The sequence below is a fragment of the Nocardia tengchongensis genome, from assembly GCF_054781395.1.
This window is the reverse complement of sequence record NZ_BAAGUM010000006.1, coordinates 1,787,234-1,807,551: the sequence shown is the minus strand read 5'-3', so window position 1 is coordinate 1,807,551 and position 20,318 is coordinate 1,787,234. Positions and strand designations below refer to the sequence as shown.

The 20,318-nt window shown below is 69.0% G+C and carries 14 protein-coding genes; 6 read left to right on the top strand and 8 right to left on the bottom strand.

All coding sequences use genetic code 11. The annotated features are described in order from the left end of the window. Positions 1–95: 95 nt before the first annotated feature. Positions 96–1,634 carry an alpha/beta hydrolase gene (locus ACYVKL_RS19290; RefSeq protein ID WP_379165793.1) on the top strand — a complete coding sequence of 513 codons (1,539 nt, stop codon included), beginning with the start codon at positions 96–98 and terminating at the stop codon, positions 1,632–1,634. Between the two features lie 67 nt (positions 1,635–1,701). Here the strand turns inward: ACYVKL_RS19290 and ACYVKL_RS19285 are convergent, their stop codons facing one another. The 3 genes from ACYVKL_RS19285 to ACYVKL_RS19275 all read right to left on the bottom strand — a co-directional run bounded on the left by ACYVKL_RS19285 (position 1,702) and on the right by ACYVKL_RS19275 (position 10,475). After that, the gene (locus ACYVKL_RS19285) at positions 1,702–3,018 is read right to left on the bottom strand and encodes a class I SAM-dependent methyltransferase (protein ID WP_379165133.1); all 1,317 of its coding nucleotides are present in this window, start codon (positions 3,016–3,018) and stop codon (positions 1,702–1,704) included. Continuing rightward, complete coding sequence (locus tag ACYVKL_RS19280; protein WP_379165792.1) at positions 3,015–4,445, bottom strand: FAD-binding oxidoreductase; 1,431 nt, start codon at positions 4,443–4,445, stop codon at positions 3,015–3,017. The genes ACYVKL_RS19285 and ACYVKL_RS19280 overlap by 4 nt, the downstream gene beginning before the upstream one ends. A gap of 189 nt (positions 4,446–4,634) precedes the next feature. After that, positions 4,635–10,475, bottom strand: coding sequence for a WD40 domain-containing protein (locus ACYVKL_RS19275; RefSeq protein WP_379165131.1), 5,841 nt, complete (start codon positions 10,473–10,475; stop codon positions 4,635–4,637). Positions 10,476–10,579: 104 nt separating this feature from the next. Here ACYVKL_RS19275 and ACYVKL_RS19270 point away from each other — a divergent pair, with 104 nt between their 5' ends. Further along, entirely contained in the window at positions 10,580–11,821 is a 1,242-nt protein-coding gene (locus ACYVKL_RS19270) for an ArsB/NhaD family transporter (protein ID WP_379165129.1), read from the top strand. On the opposite strand, the gene ACYVKL_RS19265 is transcribed toward ACYVKL_RS19270, so the two are convergent. Next, on the bottom strand, positions 11,818–12,711 hold the full coding sequence (locus tag ACYVKL_RS19265; protein ID WP_379165127.1) for a hypothetical protein: 894 nt from the start codon (positions 12,709–12,711) through the stop codon (positions 11,818–11,820). The two genes, ACYVKL_RS19270 and ACYVKL_RS19265, sit on opposite strands and share 4 nt — an antisense overlap. Before the next feature lie 169 nt (positions 12,712–12,880). Between ACYVKL_RS19265 and ACYVKL_RS19260 the strand changes: the two genes are divergently transcribed. Next, positions 12,881–13,315: an SRPBCC family protein gene (locus ACYVKL_RS19260; RefSeq protein ID WP_213560773.1), complete on the top strand. Its 435-nt coding sequence runs from the start codon at positions 12,881–12,883 to the stop codon at positions 13,313–13,315. Here the strand turns inward: ACYVKL_RS19260 and ACYVKL_RS19255 are convergent. Further along, positions 13,312–13,659, bottom strand: coding sequence for a VOC family protein (locus ACYVKL_RS19255; RefSeq protein WP_379165125.1), 348 nt, complete (start codon positions 13,657–13,659; stop codon positions 13,312–13,314). The genes ACYVKL_RS19260 and ACYVKL_RS19255 overlap by 4 nt on opposite strands. Before the next feature lie 13 nt (positions 13,660–13,672). Further along, positions 13,673–14,482, bottom strand: coding sequence for a MerR family transcriptional regulator (locus ACYVKL_RS19250; protein WP_379165123.1), 810 nt, complete (start codon positions 14,480–14,482; stop codon positions 13,673–13,675). Between the two features lie 101 nt (positions 14,483–14,583). Here ACYVKL_RS19250 and ACYVKL_RS19245 point away from each other — a divergent pair, with 101 nt between their 5' ends. Next, complete coding sequence (locus tag ACYVKL_RS19245; protein WP_213558892.1) at positions 14,584–14,916, top strand: YbaB/EbfC family nucleoid-associated protein; 333 nt, start codon at positions 14,584–14,586, stop codon at positions 14,914–14,916. A gap of 14 nt (positions 14,917–14,930) precedes the next feature. Next, positions 14,931–15,539, top strand: a complete 609-nt coding sequence (recR, locus tag ACYVKL_RS19240; RefSeq protein ID WP_213558893.1) for a recombination mediator RecR — start codon at positions 14,931–14,933, stop codon at positions 15,537–15,539. A gap of 386 nt (positions 15,540–15,925) precedes the next feature. Here recR and ACYVKL_RS19235 read toward each other — a convergent pair whose 3' ends face one another. Then, positions 15,926–16,567, bottom strand: coding sequence for a hypothetical protein (locus ACYVKL_RS19235; RefSeq protein WP_213558895.1), 642 nt, complete (start codon positions 16,565–16,567; stop codon positions 15,926–15,928). 16 nt (positions 16,568–16,583) lie between these two features. Beyond that, positions 16,584–16,802, bottom strand: a complete 219-nt coding sequence (locus ACYVKL_RS19230; protein ID WP_379165120.1) for a hypothetical protein — start codon at positions 16,800–16,802, stop codon at positions 16,584–16,586. Positions 16,803–16,946: 144 nt separating this feature from the next. On the opposite strand from ACYVKL_RS19230, the gene ACYVKL_RS19225 reads away from it, so the two are divergent. Beyond that, on the top strand, positions 16,947–20,303 hold the full coding sequence (locus ACYVKL_RS19225; protein WP_379165118.1) for a transglutaminase family protein: 3,357 nt from the start codon (positions 16,947–16,949) through the stop codon (positions 20,301–20,303). Positions 20,304–20,318: the final 15 nt, after the last annotated feature.

Here is a 20,318-nt window from a genome sequence, read left to right as displayed (position 1 = left end):
CCGGTCGCCTGCTGTAGGACGGGTCGCAGGGTATTCACAGCGTTTCTCGAGGAATGGCGGACACAATCGCCGTCGTGTTGTCCACACATGCGCCGATGCAGTCCCCGCCTCTCGGGCCGCCGCCCGCACCGCAGGCCCCCGCCGCGCGGACCGGGTATCCGGGCTTCCACCACGGGGTTTCACTGCTGCACGGGTGGGTGCCGCAGGTGGTGGCGTTCGTGGCGGTGCTGCTGCTGGTGATCGCGTTCGCGCGGGCCACCCGGCGCTGGTGGGTGCTGTGGATGCCGGTGTGCGCGGTGGCGGGCGTGGCGGCGGCCTGGGCGGCCTGGGATTTCACCGACGATCAGGGACTGGCCTCGGATCCGGCGCCGGTGCTGTTGTGGGCGTGCGTCGGGCTGACGGCCGCCGGACTGGTGGCCGCGGTGGTGGGGTTGCGGACCGGGGGCTGGTGGCAGCGGATCGCGGCGGTGCTGGCGGTGCCGGTGGCGTTGCTGTACACGGGCGTGGTGCTCAACCAGTGGGTCGGCTATTACCCGACCGTGCAGGCGGCGTGGGATGCGATGAACGCGGATCCGCTACCGCATCAGGTCGACGCGGACGAGCTGCCCGAGTTGCGCAATACCGATGTGGGGACCGGCCGGATCGTGGAGGTCGATATTCCGGAGGCGGGCAGCGACTTCCGGCATCGGCAGGAGTACGTGTACCTGCCGCCCGCCTGGTTCGCCGGTGACAAGCCGCCCGCGCTGCCGACGGTCATGATGATCGGCGGCGAATTCAACACCCCGGCCGACTGGGTGCGCAGCGGCCAGATCATGCCCGCCGTGGACGCGTTCGCGGCGAAGAACGGCGGGGTGACGCCGGTGCTGGTGTTCGTCGATTCCGGCGGCAGTTTCAACAACGACACCGAGTGCGTGAACGGTCCGCGCGGCAATGCGGCCGATCACCTGACCAAGGACGTGCCCGGCTATCTGGAGTCCGAGTTCGGCGTCGCCAAGGATCCGGCGCAGTGGGCGGTGGTCGGCTGGTCCATGGGTGGCACCTGTGCGGTCGACCTTGCCGTCATGCACCCGGAGTTGTTCGGCACCTTCGTCGACATCGCCGGTGACCTGGGCCCGACCTCGGGCACCAAGGAGCAGACCGTCAAGCGCCTGTACGGCGGAAACGCCGACGCCTGGGCACAATTCGATCCGATGACCGTCATGCAGCGGCACGGGCCCTACACCGGCATGGTCGGGGTCTTCGACGATCTGACCGCGCCCAAGCGCGGTAGTGGCCAACAGCAGGGCAGTGGTCAACAACAGGGCAACGGCCAGCAGCAGAACGAGCAGCAGCGCGGCGGCGGTCAACAGCACCCCGGTCAGCAGCCCGCGGGCCAGCAGAAGATGAACTTCCCCGGCGCGCCCAAGGTGACCGAGGATCAGATCGGCAAGGGCGGCCGGGACGGCGTCCAGGACACCAATGAGGAAGGCGCGGCCGAGCAGCTGTGCGATGAGGGCCGCAAGGTCGGCATCGACTGCACCGTCCACACCACCGTCGGCGGCCACACCTGGCAGTTCGCCGCCTCGGCCTTCACCTCGACTTTCCCTTGGCTGACAGCCCGATTGGGGATCCCGGTGCCGGGCCTGTCGTCCTGACCGACAGCGGGCGTGCGGCATCGGCCGCACGCCCGCTGTCGGGGTTTCCGGGGTTTACCCCTGAGAGTTATGCCCTCCACCAAGGGCGCAATGGCGCCGTCCAGGCTTGGTCGGCGCCGAGTTTCACGCCCAGGATCTGGTGCAGCTGCACCACATTGCGTTCGAAGCCGAGCTGGCAGCCGGCCATGTACAGGCCCCACACCTTGGCGGTGCCCTCGCCGACCTCGGCGACCGCGTCGTCCCAGTTCTTCACCAGGTTGTCGCACCATTCGGCGAGGGTGAGGGCGTAGTGCTCGCGCAGGTTCTCCTCGTGCAGCACTTCGAGCCCGACGTTCTGGATCTCGGAGATGATGCGCCCGGAGCCGGCGAGTTCGCCGTCGGGGAAGACGTAGCGGTCGATGAAGTCGCCGGCCTTGGTGATCCGGGTGTTGTCGGGCCGGGTGATGGAGTGGTTGAGGAACAGGCCGCCGACCCTCAGCTTGGACTTGATGTAGTCGAAGTAGGCGGGGTAGTTGTGCACGCCGATGTGTTCGGTGAGGCCGATGGAGGACACCGCGTCGAATTCGCCCTCGCGCACGTCGCGGTAGTCGGAGTGGCGCACCTCGGCGAATTCGGTGAGCCCTTCCTCGGCGATCTTGGCCTGCGCCCATTCGGCCTGTTCGGCGGACAGGGTGGCGCCGATGACGTGGACGCCGTGCTTGGCGGCGTAGCGCACCATGCCGCCCCAGCCGCAGCCGATGTCGAGCAGCCGGTCGCCGGGCTTCAGGTTCAGCTTGTCGAAGACCAGCCGGTACTTGTTCTCCTGCGCCTGCTCGAGCGTCCAGGCCGGGTCCTCGTAGGCCGCGCAGGTGTAGGTCATGGACGGGCCCAGCACGTATTCGTAGAACGTGTTGGAGACGTCGTAGTGGTGGTGGATGGCCTCGGCGTCGCGGGTCTTGCTGTGCCGCAGTCCTTCCAGCGCGATGCGCCGCCAGCGCGGCATGGCCTCCTGGGGCGGCGGGGGCACGGGCTTGAGCAGTTCCCAGCCCAGCGAGCGGGCGATCACGACCAGCTGCAGCGCGGTCGGGCGGCGGAACTTCATGCTCGCCATGGCTTTCAGCAGCTCGTAGGGGTCGCCGGGTTCGACGCCGTGGGCGATGAGATCGCCGGAGATGTAGGCGCGCGCCATGCCGAGATCACCGGGCGCGGTGGCGATGTAGTTGACCCCGCGCGGAGTGAGGATCTCCAAGCCGAATTCGGAGTCCTGGGGTCCGGCGCTGCTTCCGTCGTAACAGGTCAAACGGATGGGCACCGGCCCGTCGAGGAGGGTGGCGAAGATCTCGGCAATGCTGAGTTTGGTTCCGAGCTCCGCGAATACGTCGGAACGGTCCTTGTATGTGGTCACTTTCGTTGCACCGCCTTCGAATACAGATCCAGTAGACGAGAATCCGGGTCGTAGCGCTTCTTGAGGGTGGAGTAGGCGTCGCCGCCGTAGTAGAGGCCGGCGAATTCATCCTCGCCGTAGTAGGAGTCCGAATACAGCGATTTGTGACCGTCCAGTTCGGACACTTTGCGTTCGATGGCCCGGTTGGCCGCGCCCTCGGGCTGTCCCGGCACGGTCGGCACGGCCGACCAGAAGCCGATGTTCACGTAGGTGCGGGCGGGTTCGAGCGGGTACAGCGGCCACGGCCGTTCCCCGTCGGTATCGCGCAATCGCAACGGGCACAACCAGATCGGTTCGATCGGGATCTCGCGCAGGAACCATTCCACGAAGTCGGCGGTGTGCTCGAGCGGCACCTCGATGTCCTGCACCACCCGCTCTCGGGGTGGATTCCCGTGCCGCGCCTCGATCTTGTCGCCGATCGCGTACTTGTGGTCGAGTGCGATGAGTTTCCAGTAGAAGCTGGAGCGCCGGTATCGCTGCGGCCAGAAGCGCCGGATCTTCGGGTTCTGGGCGCCGAAGGCTCGCGAGCACCAGAACCAGTCGGTGTCCCAGCGCCACAGGTAGTCCGCGATGGTGAGCCGGTCCCGCCTGGGCCGCGGCGAGTCGTGCTGGAGGGACCGGTAGTAGATGTCCATGCCGGTGTAGTCGCTGACCGGGCCGGGTTCGTCGGTCTGGCGGCCCAGGGTCAGGTAGCTCTCGTCGGCGGTGAAGACGACCCCGTCGAGGTAGTCGACCGGTTCGCCGTCCCAGGCGCGGTCGGCGATGATCTGCGCCATCGCCGCTTCGAGTTCACGCAGGTCGTGAAAGCGGAGGTGGCGCAGCGCGACGTAGGGCTGCACGGCTTCCAGCTCGATTTTCAACCGCGTCGAATACCCCAGCGTTCCATAGGAATTGGGGAATCCGCGGTACAAATCGGCGTGCGCTCCGTCGCGGGTGGCGGTGATGATCTCGCCCGCCCCGGTGAGCACGTCCATCTCCAGTACCGATTCGTGCGGTAGCCCGTTGCGGAAGGAGGTGGATTCGATGCCGAGTCCGGTGACCGCGCCGCCGAGGGTGATGGTCTTGAGCTGCGGCACCACCAGTGGGGCCAGCCCGTAGGGCAGCGTGGTGGCGACCAGATCCTCGTAGGTGGTCATGCCGGCCACGTCGGCCGTGCGGGCCTCCGGGTCCACGGCGATGACCTGCGCTAATCCGGACACGTCGAGGCCGGGCGCGGTGCTGCGGGCGCGCGCCCGGAAGAGATTGGACGTCTTCTTGGCCAGCCGGACATTGGCATCCGGCGGGATGGCGCGGTAGGAGGCCAGGAGGCGATCGACTCCCGCCTGATGCGCGGCGAACCCTGATTCGTGTGCGGCCGGTGCGCGGCCGGCCTTCCCCAACAGACTCACTGCCACCCTCGGAAACCTAGCGTGCACCGACCGGTACGGCCAGCAAGTACGGACCGGCGGGGCGGGTTTTCACGCACAGTTTGCATGCGTGCCGGCAGGTGTGACCTGCCTTGTACTCAGGGTATTCCCGCCTCTCCGGTGATGATTATTACTTTAGCTAACATTTGGCTTACGGTGTGCCGGAAGCGTTTACAGCGGGTCGTCGAGTTCCAGCTGCCGGATCTGCGGCAGATACGGGTCCAATTCGCCCGCTTCGAAACGGCACATACCGATCACGTGCCAGAACTGGCCCGCCGTCAGCCCCTCGGTCTTGTAACGGCCGTCGGGGGTGAACGCCGCCCAACCCTCCGGCAACCCCAGCAGCGTGGCGCGCGGTTCCGGGGCCGCGCCGGCCTCGCCCAGCGACCACACCATGATCGAGCCGTCATTGCCGCCGCTGGCCAGCAGCCGCCCCGTCGGATCGAAGGCCAAGGAACGCACCCGGTTCCGATGCCCGTGCAGCGTGTGCAGATGCGCGCCCGAGGTGATGTCCCACAGCTGGATCACCAGGTCGTCGCCCGCGGTGGCCAGCATGCCGGTCGCGGCGTCCACCGCCACGCACCACAGCCGCCCCCGATGCAGGTCCAGCCGGTGCAGCGGCGGACCGCCCGCCGCACTCCAGATCCGCACGCTGCCGTCCCAGGAGATCCCGGCCACCCGGTCGCCGTGGAACACCACCCCGTAGACGCGATGCCCGCCCGCCCCGCTCGGCGTCGGATCCGACAGCGTGCCCCGGAGTTCCCCGGTCTGCACGTCCCAGAGCCGGACGTGCCCGTCATCGCAGCCGGTGGCCATGGTCGCGCCCGCCGCATCGAAGGCGATCGAGCGCACCCGGCCGCGGTGCTCGGCGCAGACGGCGTGCTCACCGCCGGTCTCGCGGGTCCACAGGGTGACGGTGTCGTCGTCGTTGGCGGTGGCGATGAAACGGGCGGTCGGGTCGTATGCGACGGCCCACACGGGTGCGGAATCGACGGTGATCTCGCGTTCGGCCGCGCCCGCGGCGATATCGAACACCCGCAGCCGCCCGGCATTGCCGACGGTGACCAGCTGGGTGGCCCGGGCCGGGCTGAAGCTCCCGGATTCCACCGTGATCAGTCCGTCCGCGCTGCCCTGCAGGCGCTGGGTGAGCCGCCCGGTGGCGGCGTCCCAGAGCCGGATGCTGCCGTCGTTGCCGCAGCCCGCGAGCAGCGTGCCGTCGGCATTGAAGGAGACCGCGCGCACGTGCCGGCCGTGCCCGTTGAGGGTGTGCAGGCGCTCGCCGGTGGCGGGATCCCAGACTCGCAGCGCGAACTGGTCGTCGGCGATGGCGAGCTGGGTGCCGTCGGGCCGGAACGCGAACGGCCAGATCGATCCGGTGTGCCCGGTCAGCCGGTGCAGCGGGGCGCCGCTGCGGCCGTCGCGCACGTAGACCGCGCCCGCGGTGTCGCCGGTGGCGAGCAGGTCGCCGCCGGGATCGAAGCCGAGCCAATGGATGCGCGCGCTGCCGTGCTCGGTGCGGATCTGCTTCGGCTCGCCGGTGCCGGTGTCCCACAGCCGGATTCCGCCCGCGAGGTCCCCGCTGGCCAGGATGGGTTCGGTCGGATGGAAGGCGACGGTGTACACGATGTGCTCATGCCCGGACAGGTCGTGCGCGCGTGTGCCGGTGGCCGGATCCCACAGGCCGAGCGTGCCCTCCGCGCCGCCGGCGGCCAGCAGGGTGCCCATCGGGTCCCAGCAGACCCGCCGGACCGGTCCCGGCGCCGCCCGGAAGTCTCCGACCCGGTCTCCGGTCGACAGTTGCCAGATGCGCACGGCCCCATCGTGATACGCGGCGGCGACCCGGTCGCGGTGGAAGGCGAGACTGTAGATGCGTTGCGGACGGCCGTCCGGTGACGGGAATTCGTGCAGTAGCTCGCCGTCCGGCAGCAGCCACACCCGCAGCGTCCCGGCCGCGTCGCCGGTGGCGAGCAGCGTTCCGGCGGTGTCGGTTTCCAGCGGCCATGGCCAATTCTCGTGGCGGGACAGGATTTTCCGGACCGCGCCGCTGGTGGCGTCCCAGATCCGGACGGTGCCGTCGGCGGATCCGGTGACCAGCACCTGCTCGGTGTAGGCGAGGGCGAAGGTGCGGTCGCGATGTCCGTGCAGCGTGCGCAGGGTGCGTCCGGTGTCCGCGCCGTAGATGACCACGCTGCCGGAATCGCAGCCCACGGCGATGGTGCCGCCGTCGGGACTGTAGGCCAGCGGCCGCGGCAGCCGCCCGCTCTGCGTGTCCACGCCGTGTTTGACGCCGATGGCGGCCGGGGCGAATTCGGTCAGCGGAGGGGTGCCTGGCACCCGGCCGGAACCGGTCAGGTCGGTGCCCGCGGGACTGCCGACCACGTCGAGCAGCGCGGCCCGGGTCCAGCGGCTGCCCTCCCCGCGGGCCCCGGTGAGGTCGGTGCGGGCCAGCCGCGCCCCGGTCAGGTCGGCGCGGCCCAGATCGGCGCGCACCAGGGAGGCCTGATCCAGGTGGGCTCGATGCAGGCGGGCGCCGCGGAGGTCGGCGTTCTGGAGGTTGGCGCTGGTCAGTTGGACTTCGGTCATATCCGCTCCGCGGAGGTCGGTGCCGACCAGGGACGCCTGGTCGAGTTGCGCGCCCACCAGTCGCACGCCGCGCAGGACTGCCTGGTCCAGCACCGCGCCGGTGAGCCGGGCCCCGGCCATGTTCGCGCCGGTGAAATCGAGTTGTTGCAGGTTGCGGAAGGACAGGTCCTCGCGGGACAGGTCCAGTCCGCGCAGATCCTTGTCCGGGGTGATGCGCAGCCTGGCCGCGATCCGCGCGGCATTGGTCCGGGTGATCTCGTGCTCGTCGGGTGCGTCGCCGATGCGCTCCACCCAGGTCTGGAGCTGCTCGACTTCGGCCAGATCGCAGAGGAATTCGACGGCCAGCGGTTCGAGTTGCGCCTGCGCCAGCGGCGCGGGTTCGGCGACCTGGTCGCGCAGCTGGGTGGCGATCGCCTTGGCCACCAGCCAGTCCCGCACCGAGGAGTGGATGAAACCGAACCGGTTGTCGTCGGTCCGCACGATCAGGCTGCGGGAGCCGAGCGCGTGCACGAACTGCGCCACATTGAGCGGGCCGGCGTCGATCTCCTGTACGGCGGCCTGTGCAACCTCGGTCAATTCGGTCAGGTCCAGGTAGGGCCGCCCGTTCTCCCAGACGCGCAGTGCGAAATACGTGACCGCGAGCCACAGTTCGTCGATGCCGAGGGTGGGCTGGGAGCTGGCGCGTTCGGGGGAGTGTTCGATCTCGTAGGCCAGCCAGCTGGTCAGGATCTCCTCGTAGAGCCGGGTCGGTCCGATGATGCGGCGGGCTCCGGCCGCGGTGCGCAGCCGCTGTTCGGGCAGGTCGGCGATGAAGCTCAGCATGCGCGGGTTGCAGGCGAGTTCGAGCAGCCCGGGAATGCCGCGCAGCAGCCGCATCCGGGCGTCGGGCGAGGGCCCGGACGGGCCGTAGCGATTGATCAGGAAGGCGTGCACCTGTTCGTCGGTGAAGCTCTCCACGTTCAGGATGTAGCGATCCGGATGCGGGTCCTGCCGGGTCTCGAGCGCGGTCGCGATCTGGTCGTAGGACTTGAAATGCTGTGTGCGCCCGGCCACCACGACCTTGGCCCGGCCCACCGCGGCCTGCAGCAGGGTGGACATGTGCTCGGCGGCGCTGTCGTAGTTGAGGCGGGTCAGCAGTTCGTCGAAGCCGTCGAACAGCAGCACCACCCGGCCCTGCTCCAGCATGTAGCGCAGGGCGCGCAGGTCGATGCGGGATTCGCCGTTGTCGGCCAGGTGCGCGGCCAGCAGGGTGTCCAGGGAGCTGGTGCGGTCCAGTTCCCGCAGTTCGATGAGGATGGGGACGAGTCCGGTGGTGGTCTCGGCGATGCGGCGGGTCAGCTCGCGCAGCGCGAAGGTCTTGCCGAGCCCGAAATCGCCGAGCAGCAGCACGAATCGGCCGTCCCCGGCGGTCACCAGGTTCATCAGTTCGGCGACCAGGTCGTGCTGCACCTCGCGGCCGCGCGGCGCGAGCATGCGGAAGCGTTGCGGCACATACAGTTCCGACGGATAGGCCGGGTCCGCACGCAAGCGGGTGGACTGTTTGCGCAGGTAGTCGCCGAGTTCGACCATGCCCTGGAAATCGGTGAAGCTGCGGATCCGCACCCCCTCGGCGGCCGCCCGATCGGCGAGTTCCCGGCTCGGAGCGGGTCCCAGGTAGATGAGCTGGGAGCCGGGGCGCGGTTCCGGGCCGAGGAATTCGTCGAGAACCTGACCGGTCACCTCGCCCACGTGCGCGCCGATGATCAGCTGTTCGATGACCGGCTCGGAATTCACGGTGACCAGCAGATAGTGCGGATCGGCGGCGATTCGGCGGATACGCGCGCCCGGGTACCGGACCTCGCACACCTCGGCGACCTGCTCCAGCAGCATGTCGTGGGGGCGGGCGGTCTCGCTCGCGCGGAGTTCGGGGCGGCGGGGTTCGGGCGGCGGGGCGGGCAGTTCCGGCCGGTCCGCCCGGCTCTGCAGCGCCACCACCGCATTCGACCAGGCGATGACTTGCGGGACCGGAGCGTCAGCGGGTTCGTCGTAGCGGTATCGGGTGAGGCCGGTGGCGGTGATGTGGATCAGTTCGGCCTGGCCCGGTGCGGGCGCGGACAGCACGGGCAGGGTCCCGCCGGGGTGCGCGAGCGAGCGGCCCGCCCGTCCGGGACCGCGCAACAGCAGGTTCAGGCGCGGACCCAGGCGGCGGAAGGTGCGCTCGGCGTCGCGCAGGACGCCCGCGTCGTAGGGGGAGGTGTTCGGGCCGGGAGCGGGGTCGTGGCGCAGCACGCCCAGCCGGAACCAGCCCTGCGCCTCCTGCGCGCGCAGGTGCTCGGCGAACCAGTCCTTCTGTTCGTCGCCGATGGCGCCGTAGTCGTCCTCGGGACGGTGAGTGGCGGCCATGGTCGAGTTCAAACCGGCCACCACCAGGCGCAATTCGGGGATCGGGAACAGCGTCCAGGGCTGGCCGACGTCGAAGACCAGGTGGTCGAGGCCGCGGTAGAGGGTGGTGAACATCTGCTCGAACAGGCGCAGTTTCGCGAAGTACGGTGCGCGGGGCAGGCGGTCGTTGGCCTCGCAGTCGAGGAAGTGGGCGCGGCAGGCGAGTTTCGAGATGTCGTGATTGCCGGGGACCACCACCAACCGGTCGGGTTCCAGCTTGAGCAAGACCCGCAGGCCGGTGAGAAACGCCGTGGCCTTGCGGAATTCGGTCGGATGCGCCGATTCGGTGAGGTCGCCGCTGACCACGATCAGATCCGGGGGCGGGGCCTGCCGATCGACCAGTTCGGTGACCGCGCCCCAGACGTGCGACTGCAGGCCCTCGGGATCGGCCGGGATGTCGGACCCGGCCGGGGCGCGGCCGAAACGCGGGCCGCCCAGGTGCAGGATCGACAGCCCGGCATGGGTTCTGGCCGCCGCCCTGTTCCCGGGAAACGCCGGCGGCGACAGCGGGCGACGGCCGGGACGCACGGGTTCCGGTGCCGGAGACCACAGATCGTCCGGCCGCGGGTCCGGTCGCCGCCGCGGCGCCCACCGCTCCGACAGCATCCGCTCGACCCGATCCAGCACCTCGCGCCGCATCTCGCCCTCGTCGCGCATCCCGAGCAGATCCAGGCAGGCGACCCCGGCCGGCAGCCACTCCAGGGAACAGTCACTGACCCGGATGGCCAGCAGCTTCCCCGGATCCGCGTCCAGCGCGGCCTGCCACTCCCGATTCGCGTGCCGCGAGGACACGTAGTCGCGGGTCAGCACCGCCAGCACGAGATCGGCTTCCCGCACACCCCGCTGTACGAACTCCCCGTAGTTCGCGGCCGGATCGAAGTCCCACGAGGACACCATGGTCCGGTACCGCGCCTCGGCGTGTTCCAGCTGCCACCCCAGCCAGATGGCCCATCTCTCGTCGGCTGCCGAATAGCTCGTGAACAGAAGTCGCCCGCCCCAGCGTGTCACACCGTCCAGTATCCAGCCCGCCAAAACCTCGCGAGGGCAATCGAATTGACCTCTTTACCAATTCTCAGATCCTGCTTGCGTCCCGAGCCTGCGATCATGACTGAATGCCCGACAAGCAGGACTCCGGTTCGCGGCCCGCCCGGGGAGGCTCGGCCGGGCGCCGGCGGCCCAGCGTCCTGGACACCGTCCGGATCGGGCTGCTCGTGCTCGGGCTGCTGTGCGTGGCAACCGGACTGCTGCCGCGGGCGGAGGCGGCGGACAACATGCGGCGGATCGCGCCGCTGCTCTTGTTCCTGGGCAGTGTGATCGTGCTGGCGAATCTGGCGCGCCGCGCCAAGGTGTTCGACGTGATCGCGCATCGGCTGGCGATCATCGCGGGCGGGAACTACGCCGGACTGTTCCTGCTGTGCGTGCTGTTCGCGTCGGTGACGACGACCGTGCTGAACCTGGACACCACGGCGGTGCTGCTGACGCCGGTGATGATCGCGCTGGCGGTGCCCGCGAAGATTCCGCCACTGCCCTTGGCCATGACGACCCTGTGGCTGGCGAACACGGCGAGCCTGTTGCTGCCGGTGTCGAATCTGACCAATCTGCTGGCGGCGGATCGGGTGGCATTGGACGCCACCGGGTTCGCGGCCCGGATGTGGCTGCCGCAACTGCTGTCGATCGCGGTGACCATGGTGTGCCTGTGGTGGTGGTACTGGCGGCGGTCGCAGCGCGGCGCCGAGCGGTATGTGGTGCCGGAGCCGATCCGCCCGGCGGACGCCCGGGAGCGGGTGCTGTTGTATGCGTCGGGCGGCGCGTGCGTGCTGTTCGTGCTGGCCATTCCGTTCGTGGGGGATCGGATCGGGATCGCGGCCACCGTGGCGGCGGCCATCGCGGTGCTGGCGTTCGCCGTCTGTGACCGGTCGGCGCTGCGGCCCGCGCTGTTCCCGTGGCAGCTACTGGTTTTCGTGTCCGGCCTGTTCCTGGTGGTGCCGACGCTGTCGCGGTACGGCCTCTCGACGCTGATGGACACCCTGATCGGGCAGGACACCAGCGGGCCGGGCGTGTTCCGGGCCGCCGGGGCGGGCGCGGCGCTGTCCAATATCGTGAACAATCTGCCCGCCTACACCGCGGGCGAGGCGGTCGCGCACGGTGGCCGGAATCAGTTGCTGGCCTTGCTGATCGGCGCCAATGTGGGTCCCGTGGTGACGCCGTGGGCGTCGCTGGCGACCCTGCTGTGCCTGGAGTTCTGCCGCACCCACCAGGTGCGCGTCCCGATGCGCCGGTTCGTGCTCACCGGGCTGGTGCTGGCGGTGGCCGCGACCACCGCCGCCACCGCGGGCCTGCTGCTCACCGGCTAGAACGTATTCGCCGGGCGCAGTGCGTATTCCACGATCTCGGCCACATCGTCGTCGGTGTACACCGCGGGCAGCGGCAGGGCCAGCCGTTCCAGGAGTCGGCGCACCTGCACGATGGTCGGCTCGGCGGGCGGGCGCAGTTCGCTGTCGCGGCCCAGCGGGATATGGCGGGCCTGCTTGTAGCTCAACGCCAATTCGCGGGTGAGGTCCGAATACTGGGTCTTCCCGCGTTCGAAGAGCAGCGCCGGAGTATTCGAGCCGCGCTGATTCATGATGCCGACGCTGTCGGACATGTCCCATCGGTAGGTCGACACCACCGCGGACAATGCCAGTTCGATGGTCAGCAGCTCGGACTGGGCCCGATACCAGGAGCAGGCCAGCACGGTGGCGAAGGACTGCTTGCGGATCCGGTCGGTGGTCCAGGGCCGGCCGTTCGCGTCACCGCCCGGTTGCAGTGAATTGCGATGCTGCGCCTCGGCCTCGCACAGCTGTTCGTCGCCCGGGTCCAGGATCTCGACCCGCAGGTTCAGCAGCTGCTGCTCGGCGCGGACCCGGGCCAGGAAGAACGGCAGCGTGGCCGCCCGCAGATAGGTTCCGGTGCCACCCTTGTAGATCCAGTTGGCGGTGTCACGGCGGGCCAGGGCGTGGGCCTGATCGACCTCCGCCCCGTAGAGCAGCCGCACCGCGGCGGTCTCCCGGACCAGCCGGGCGATCCGGTTCCGGTCCCGCAGCAGCGTCACCGCCAGCAGGCTCAGCACCAGCAGGATGGCATTGCTCACCGGATCGAGTTTGGTGTTCTTGTCGATGAACTCGATGATCACCGCCGTGATCGCGATGACGATGGCGACTACGGCGTCGATATTGAGCCGGAGCCAGGTCACGAAGCGTGTCATGGGCGCGGTCCTCCCCCGAGAGATGCACCCAGGATAGGTGCCGCGGGGACGCCGAGACGGTGGAAAGCGATGCCCCCGGAGCATCCGGTGCGTCCCCGGTGCGGCGTAACATGACCGAGCGGTAACAGGGCAGAGTGCCGGTCAGCCCGCAATCACTAAGGAGCACATGGTGGGACAGGTCAGCGCCTCCAGTTCGATCGTCGTCGCGGCGGATCCGAAGCGCACCCTCGACGCGATCGCCGACTACGAAACGGTCCGGCCGAAGATCCTCTCCTCGCACTACCGCGACTACAAGGTGGTCGAGGGCGGTCAGGGTGCGGGCACCGTCGCGGAGTGGACGCTGCAGGCCACCGAGAAGCGGTCCCGCAATGTGCGCGCGGCCATCTCGGTCTCCGATTCCATGGTGACGGAACGGGATTCGAACTCCTCCATGGTGACCGCGTGGACCGTCACGCCCTCGGGCTCCGGCTCGCTGGTCACCGTGCGCACCACCTGGAAGGGTGCGGGCGGCATCGGCGGCATCTTCGAGGGCATCTTCGCGCCCCTCGGCCTGAAGAAGATCCAGGCCGAGGTGCTGGAAAACCTGAAGAAGGAACTCGCCTAGCTCTGGGCAATGTCGAAGAGGTTGCCCTCGGGGTCCGCGAGCGTCGCCCACTTGGTGCCGTACTCGTCGAAGTCGGCCAGATGCTTGGCCCCGAGGGCGACCGCCTTCGCGATTTCCGCCTGCTGGTCCGGCGAATGCAGGTCCAGGTGCACCACGTTCTTGCCCGGGTTCTTGTCGGGTACCTGGATGAACATGAAGGTCGGGCCCGCGGCCGCGTTGTCGATGGTCGCGAAGTACTCGGTCGCGCCCTCGTCCACCGGGCGCTCGAACAGCTGCGCGTAGAAACCTGCCAGCTCGGCCGCGTTATCGCAGTCGATGGTGATGTTGGCGAGGGACAGTGCCATGGTTCTCTCCTTTTCAGAGCCGGCCGATCGGCCAGCAGACTTCGGTGCGGTAGTCGGCGGGCTCGGCGTCGCCGGGCCCGACCAGGTAGAGCTCGCGCACGGGTTCGGTGAGCGCGGTGTCGTGTTCGGCCACATGGCTGCCCAGGGCGCCGTAGGTGCGGTCGAATTCGGTGAAGGGCCCCGCGTGCAGGGCGATGGCGAACCGGCGGGCGGGTAGATCCAGCACGGTCGCCGGGTCGAAACGGTCCCGGTGCCGCGGCTCGATGGGCACGAAGGTGACCACCTCGCCCCGGTCGTACTCGAAGAACTCGGCCGCATAGGTCGCGCCGCCGGGTCCGGCGGGTGCCAGGTCGGCCGCGGCCAGGGTTCCGTAGAGCGTCCCGAAGCTGTGATCGCACCACACGTCGCAGTCCTCGCGCGCGACTTCGGATCGCATGGCCAGCGCCGGATAGCTTGCGACGGAACGGTATTCGACGCTGATCCCGGTCGACGGCAGCAGCAGCGCCTGCAGTGAGGCCACCACGTCGCGGGTGCGGACCAGTTCGGCCTCCATGCGCTCGAGATGCGCGCGAATCGCCGCGTCCCGGGCCGCCTGATCCGGTGCGGCCACCACCGCCTTGATCTCCGGCAGCGGCATGTTCAGCTCGCGCAGCCGCTTGATCAGGTGCGCCTGGTCCACCTGTGCGGTCGAATAGAAGCGGTAGCCCGAGCCCGGGTCGATCGCGACCGGCTCCAGCAGCTCGATCTCGTGGTAGTACCGCAGCGTTTTGATGGTCAGGTAGGTGAGTCGCGAGAACTCGCCGATCGGAACCGTTGCCGTCATGCCTTCAGCGAACACCCTCCAGCGAGGGGAGAGTCAAGGAACGCCGCGCGAGTCGCCGACTACGCTGGTGTCCGATCACCATCCCCCAGGAAGGACGCGCCGTGCAGCCCGGTGAAGGATTCGATTTCCAGCAGTTGATGGCCCAGGCCCAGCAGATGCAGCAGGCCGTCATGGCCGCGCAGCAGGAGATCGCGGAATCGGAGGTCGAGGGCGAGGCCGGCGGTGGCCTGGTGCGCGCCAAGATTCGCGCGACCGGCGAGGTGCTCTCGCTGACCATCGACCCGAAGGTGGTCGACCCCGAGGACGTCGAGACCCTGCAGGACCTGATCATCGGCGCGCTCAACGACGCCATGGACACCGCGCAGAACCTCGCCGCGGAACGGCTGGGCCCGCTTGCCGGCGGGTTCGGCGGCGGCGCGCTGCCCGGACTCTGAGCGGGGCTGGGTAGGTGTACGAGGGTCCGGTACAGGATCTCATCGACGAACTGGGCAAGCTGCCCGGCGTCGGCCCGAAGAGCGCGCAGCGCATCGCGTTCCATCTGCTGTCGGTGGAGCCGCCGGAGATCGACCGGCTGCAATCCGCCCTGCAGAAGGTGCGCGACGGCGTGCGGTTCTGCGCCGTCTGCGGCACCGTCTCCGACGGTGAACTGTGTCGTATCTGCGCCGATCCGCGTCGCGATCGCACCATGATCTGCGTGGTCGAGGAGCCCAAGGATGTGCAGGCCATCGAGCGCACCCGCGAATTCCGCGGCCGCTATCACGTGCTGGGTGGCGCGCTCGATCCGCTGTCGGGCATCGGTCCCGACCAGTTGCGGATCCGGGAATTGCTGACCCGCATCGGAAATCAGGATGACGGCGTGGACGTCTCCGAGGTCATCATCGCCACCGACCCGAATACCGAGGGTGAGGCGACCGCCACCTATCTGGTCCGCATGCTGCGGGATTTCCCGGGCCTGAGCGTCACCCGCCTGGCCTCGGGTCTGCCCATGGGCGGCGATCTCGAATTCGCCGACGAATTGACCCTGGGCCGTGCCCTTTCCGGCCGTCGCGCGCTTTAGGGCGGGCCGGGGGGTTTCCGGGGTGACCCCGGAGAGTTACCGGGAGTCGGTCAGGTCCAGGTCGGCGGCGCGGGCAGCGCCGCCGGCTGGGGGCACGGAATGTGCTGAACGTTCCTCGGGATATCGGCGCCGGCCCCGCTGGCGTGTAAAACCACGGCGATAGCGAAGGTGGCGGCGAGCCCCGCCACCACTGCCAGGCCCTTGCGTAGAGTCCCGGTCTTCAGGGACGGGCGTAGCTTCATCTTTCGCGCTCCTCGCCTCGGTGAATAATGCGAACCAGCTGGAAACACCGCATGCAATTAGCGGAATGCTAGCTTTCCAACGCGCGCGCGTCGTTCATTGCCGGGGGTCGGATCCGGAAATTGAAATCTTCCCGTTATTTCCGGTCAGAACGTGAGGCGTTGCCAATCCAGCGCGTCGAATCCCGAACGATCTCCGTTTGCCCAGCTCCAGATGAGATCGGCGACAATTCGCGGGTCGTTCGCGGTGGCGGCGAAATGCTTGTCGGCGGAGCCTTCCCGGTATTCCAGGTCGAAATGCCCGTCCGGGTGCCGATAGGTCTGGATGTAGTGCTGATCGGCGGTTTCCGCGATCAGATACGGACCGGGCTGTCCCAGCTCCGGAATCCACAGGTCAACCAGTTGTTTTGTCAGGTAAGGAAATTCACCGGCCCCGCCGTGGGTGACGGCGGCCGGCACCGAACCGGCCGGATCGGCCAGCCAGGCCAGCTGCGGATCCCACACCGCGTAGCCGTGCGGGGTGCCCAGCTCGAACAGCAACGAGCGGGTGTGCCCGATGGCGTCGTACGGGGTGGACACGAACAGCGCGTCACCCAGCACGCCGTCGGCGGCCGGCGCGCCCAGGAAGCTGTCCGCCTCCGGCAGCGCGGCATTGCGCTCGTCCAGCTCGGCCGCGATCGCGGTGACGGTGTCACCGGCCGGTTTGCCGTCCTGCCCGGTCAGGTAGTCGTCCACCGCTTCGGGGGACGACGCGACACCGGAGGGCAGCAGAACGAGGTCGTAGCTCACCGGGCCAGGCTAGTGGCTAGCCCGCGCGGTTCCGCCGCCCGGTCCGGGCCGCGGGCGCCGCGCAGGCGCAGTCGCCGGCTGCATCGAAGCAGTCGGCCACGAACAGATGCCGCGCCCGGTCGGTGTCGAAGCACTCGGATTCGGTGCATTCCACCGGACCGGCGGCGTGCACGATCAAGGTCCCGTGACAGTGGTCGAGGGCCGATTCACACGAAGCGCAACTCGCAGGACGCACAGCAACCTCCTTCAGCCGTCCCTACGGTGATAGCACCCGCGACCGACAATCGCGGGAGGCTGTGGAGCTGCAGGACACCGCGTGTCGCCCGAACTGTCGGAAAAACTCCCGCGTGCCGGGGGCTCGCCGTGGTCAACTGGACGGATGGGGATCAAGGTTTCCCTCGAACACCGCACCACCTATTCCTTCGACCACCCCGTGCGCGTCCATCCGCACGTGGTCCGGCTGCGCCCCGCTCCGCACACCCGCACCACCATCGAGGCCTACTCGATGCGGGTGACGCCGGGGAACCATTGGGTGAACTGGCAACAGGACGCGTTCGGGAATTTCCTGGCGCGCTTGATCTTCCACGAACCCACGCCGGAACTGTCCATCACGATCGGGCTGATCGCGGACATGGACGCCATCAATCCGTTCGACTTCTTCGTCGAGGAACAGTCCGAGCATTTCCCGTTCGGCTATGCACCGCAGCTGGCCGCCGACCTGGAGGCCTATCTGCGGCCGGTCGACGAGGGCGAATCCGGGTCTGGGCCAAGCGGTCTCGTGCGGGAGTGGGTGCGCCGCCACACCCCGCGCGACCGGCCGCGCACCATCGAATTCCTGATCGCCGTGAATCAGGCGCTCCGTCAGGACGTCGCGTACACCATCCGGTTGGAGCCCGGCGTCCAAACACCCGCGCACACCCTGCGCACGGGCCTCGGATCGTGCCGGGACTCGGCGTGGTTGCTGGTCTCCATCCTGCGCGAATTCGGCCTCGCCGCCCGCTTCGTCTCCGGCTATCTCATCCAATTGGCCCAGGACGTCCCCTCGCTGGACGGACCGTCGGGCCCGCCCGCCGACTTCACCGACCTGCACGCCTGGACCGAGGTGTTCCTGCCCGGCGCGGGCTGGGTCGGCCTGGACCCCACCTCGGGCCTGTTCGCCGGCGAAGGCCATATCCCCTTGGCCGCCACCCCGCACCCGGTGTCCTCGGCCCCCATCACCGGGGCCACCGACCCGGTCAACGCCAGCCTCGACTTCTCCAACACCGTCCGCCGTATCCACCAGGATCCCCGAGTCACCCTGCCCTACACCGATTCTCAATGGCAGCGGATCCGCGCGGCGGGCGCCGCGGTGGACACCCGCACCGAGGCCGCCGGCATCGACCTCACCATCGGCGGCGAACCCACCTTCGTCTCCCTCGACGACCAGACCGGCCCCGAATGGACCACCGAGGCCGACGGCCCCGCCAAACGGGAACGCGCCGCCGACCTCGCCGACCGCCTCCGCCGGATCTACGCCCCCACCGGTCTGACCCAGTACCGCCAGGGCAAGTGGTATCCCGGAGAACCCCTGCCGCGCTGGGAAATCGCCCTCACCTGGCGTGACGATGGCGAACCTCTCTGGAATCACCCCGAGCTGCTCGCCTCGCCCTGGCTGACCTCCACCGAACCGCCGACGCCCGCGTCTTCGGGCATCGCGGGGGAGGTGATCGCCCACATCGCGAGGGGTTTGGGTCTGCCGGACAGCCAGGTGCGCCCGGTGTACGAGGACCCACTGCTTCGCATGGCGGCGAAAGCCGCTGTGCCGGAAGGGGAACCGGTAACGGCAGGAGAGGATCTGCCAACCGGATCGGATTCCGCTGCGGCCCGGCGGGAACTGCTGGAACGCCTCGACACCACCGTCGGCGAGCCGGTCGCCTACGTGCTGTCCCTGTATCGCCGCGAGGACGAGGCCGGGTGGGCGAGCGCGGACTGGAAGTTGCGCCGGGGCCGAATCATGTTGACGGAAGGCGATTCTCCCGCCGGACTGCGGCTGCCGCTGGGGTCGGTCACCTGGAACGCGCCGCCGCCGCGGCCCGAGGCCGACCCGTTCGCGGCGCGCCGGCCGTTGGCTGCGAGCGAGCCGCCCGCGGTGGTGGAGTCCGCGGAGCGCGCGCCGATCACCGCGCTGGTCGCCGAGATCCGCGACGGCCGCCTGTTCGTATTCCTGCCGCCCATCACGGAATTCGGTGCGTTCTGCGATCTGGTGCGGCGGGTGGAGGACGCGGTGGTCGCGGTCGGGCAGCCGGTCGTGCTGGAAGGGTACGCGCCACCGGTGGACGGTCGGCTGCACACGCTGTCGGTGGCCCCGGATCCGGGCGTGCTGGAGGTGAACGTCCAGCCCACCACCGGTTTCGGTGAGCAGTCGCGGCTGCTGGAGACGCTCTACGAGCAGGCACGGCTGGCGCGGTTGAGCACCGAGTCCTTCGATGTGGACGGCACCGACCGGGGGACCGGCGGCGGCAATCACATCACGCTGGGCGGTCGGACGCCCGCGCGGTCGCCGCTGCTGCGCAGACCGGACCTACTGGTCTCGATGCTCACCTACTGGCAGCGGCACCCGGCGCTGTCCTACCTGTTCTCGGGCAGATTCATCGGGCCGACCTCGCAGGCGCCCCGGGTCGACGAGGGCCGGGAGGACACCCTCTACGAGCTGGAGATCGCGTTCGCGGAGATCGCCCGGCTGAGCCGATCCGCCGCCGACGACGATGCCGAGGACGCCACCGCGCCGCCGTGGGCGGTCGACCGTGCGCTGCGGCATCTGCTCACCGATCTCACCGGCAATACCCATCGCGCCGAGTTCTGCGTGGACAAGCTCTACAGTCCCGACTCCGCGCGCGGCCGGCTCGGGCTGGTGGAATTGCGCGGCTTCGAGATGCCGCCGCATTTCCGGATGGCCATGGTGCAGTCCCTGCTGGTGCGGGCGCTGGTGCTGCGGTTCTGGGAGCATCCCTACACCGCTCCGCTCATCCGGCACGGCGCGAATCTGCACGGTCGCTATCTGCTGCCGCACTTCCTGCAGGCCGATATCGCCGAGGTGGCGGCCGATCTGCGCGCGCACGGTATCGAATTCGATACCAGCTGGCTCGATCCGTTCTCGGAGTTTCGTTTTCCCCGCTTCGGCACGGTGGTACTCGGGGATATGGAAGTGGAACTGCGCGGGGCGATCGAACCGTGGAACACGCTCGGTGAACAGACCACGGCATCCGGGACCGCACGGTACGTGGACTCCTCGGTGGAGCGGCTGCAGGTGCGGGTGACCGGTGCCGACCGGGACCGGTACGTGGTGACCTGCAATGGTTTCCCGCTGCCGCTGATCCCGGCCGGCCGCGCGGACGTGCAGGTGGCGGGCGTGCGCTATCGGGCCTGGCAGCCGCCGGAATCCCTGCACCCGACCATCACCGTGGACGCGCCACTGGTCTTCGACGTGATCGAGCTGGACACCGGACTGTCCCGCGGCGGCTGCACCTATCACGTGAGCCACCCCGGCGGCATGTTCTATGCCGGGCCGCCGGTGAACGCGGTGGTCGCGCAATCCCGGCGCAATCGGCGCTTCGAATCCGCCGGGCACACTCCGGGTCCGGTCGATATCGCCGATGTGCGTGCCAAAATGGCTATGCAGGCAACGGACGTGGGCGCGCCCGGAATACTCGATCTGCGCCGGGCGCGGACGGTGTGGGGCATCGTCCGCGATTCCTAGGCATACCGGGGAAGT

What these genes read in the sequence shown, in the direction of transcription:
- ACYVKL_RS19290 (WP_379165793.1), top strand. Translation starts at nt 96, where the DNA reads ATGCAGTCCCCGCCTCTCGGGCCGCCGCCCGCACCGCAGGCCCCCGCC.
- ACYVKL_RS19270 (WP_379165129.1), top strand. Translation starts at nt 10,580, where the DNA reads ATGCCCGACAAGCAGGACTCCGGTTCGCGGCCCGCCCGGGGAGGCTCG.
- ACYVKL_RS19265 (WP_379165127.1), bottom strand. Translation starts at nt 12,711, where the DNA reads ATGACACGCTTCGTGACCTGGCTCCGGCTCAATATCGACGCCGTAGTC.
- ACYVKL_RS19255 (WP_379165125.1), bottom strand. Translation starts at nt 13,659, where the DNA reads ATGGCACTGTCCCTCGCCAACATCACCATCGACTGCGATAACGCGGCC.
- ACYVKL_RS19250 (WP_379165123.1), bottom strand. Translation starts at nt 14,482, where the DNA reads ATGACGGCAACGGTTCCGATCGGCGAGTTCTCGCGACTCACCTACCTG.
- ACYVKL_RS19225 (WP_379165118.1), top strand. Translation starts at nt 16,947, where the DNA reads ATGGGGATCAAGGTTTCCCTCGAACACCGCACCACCTATTCCTTCGAC.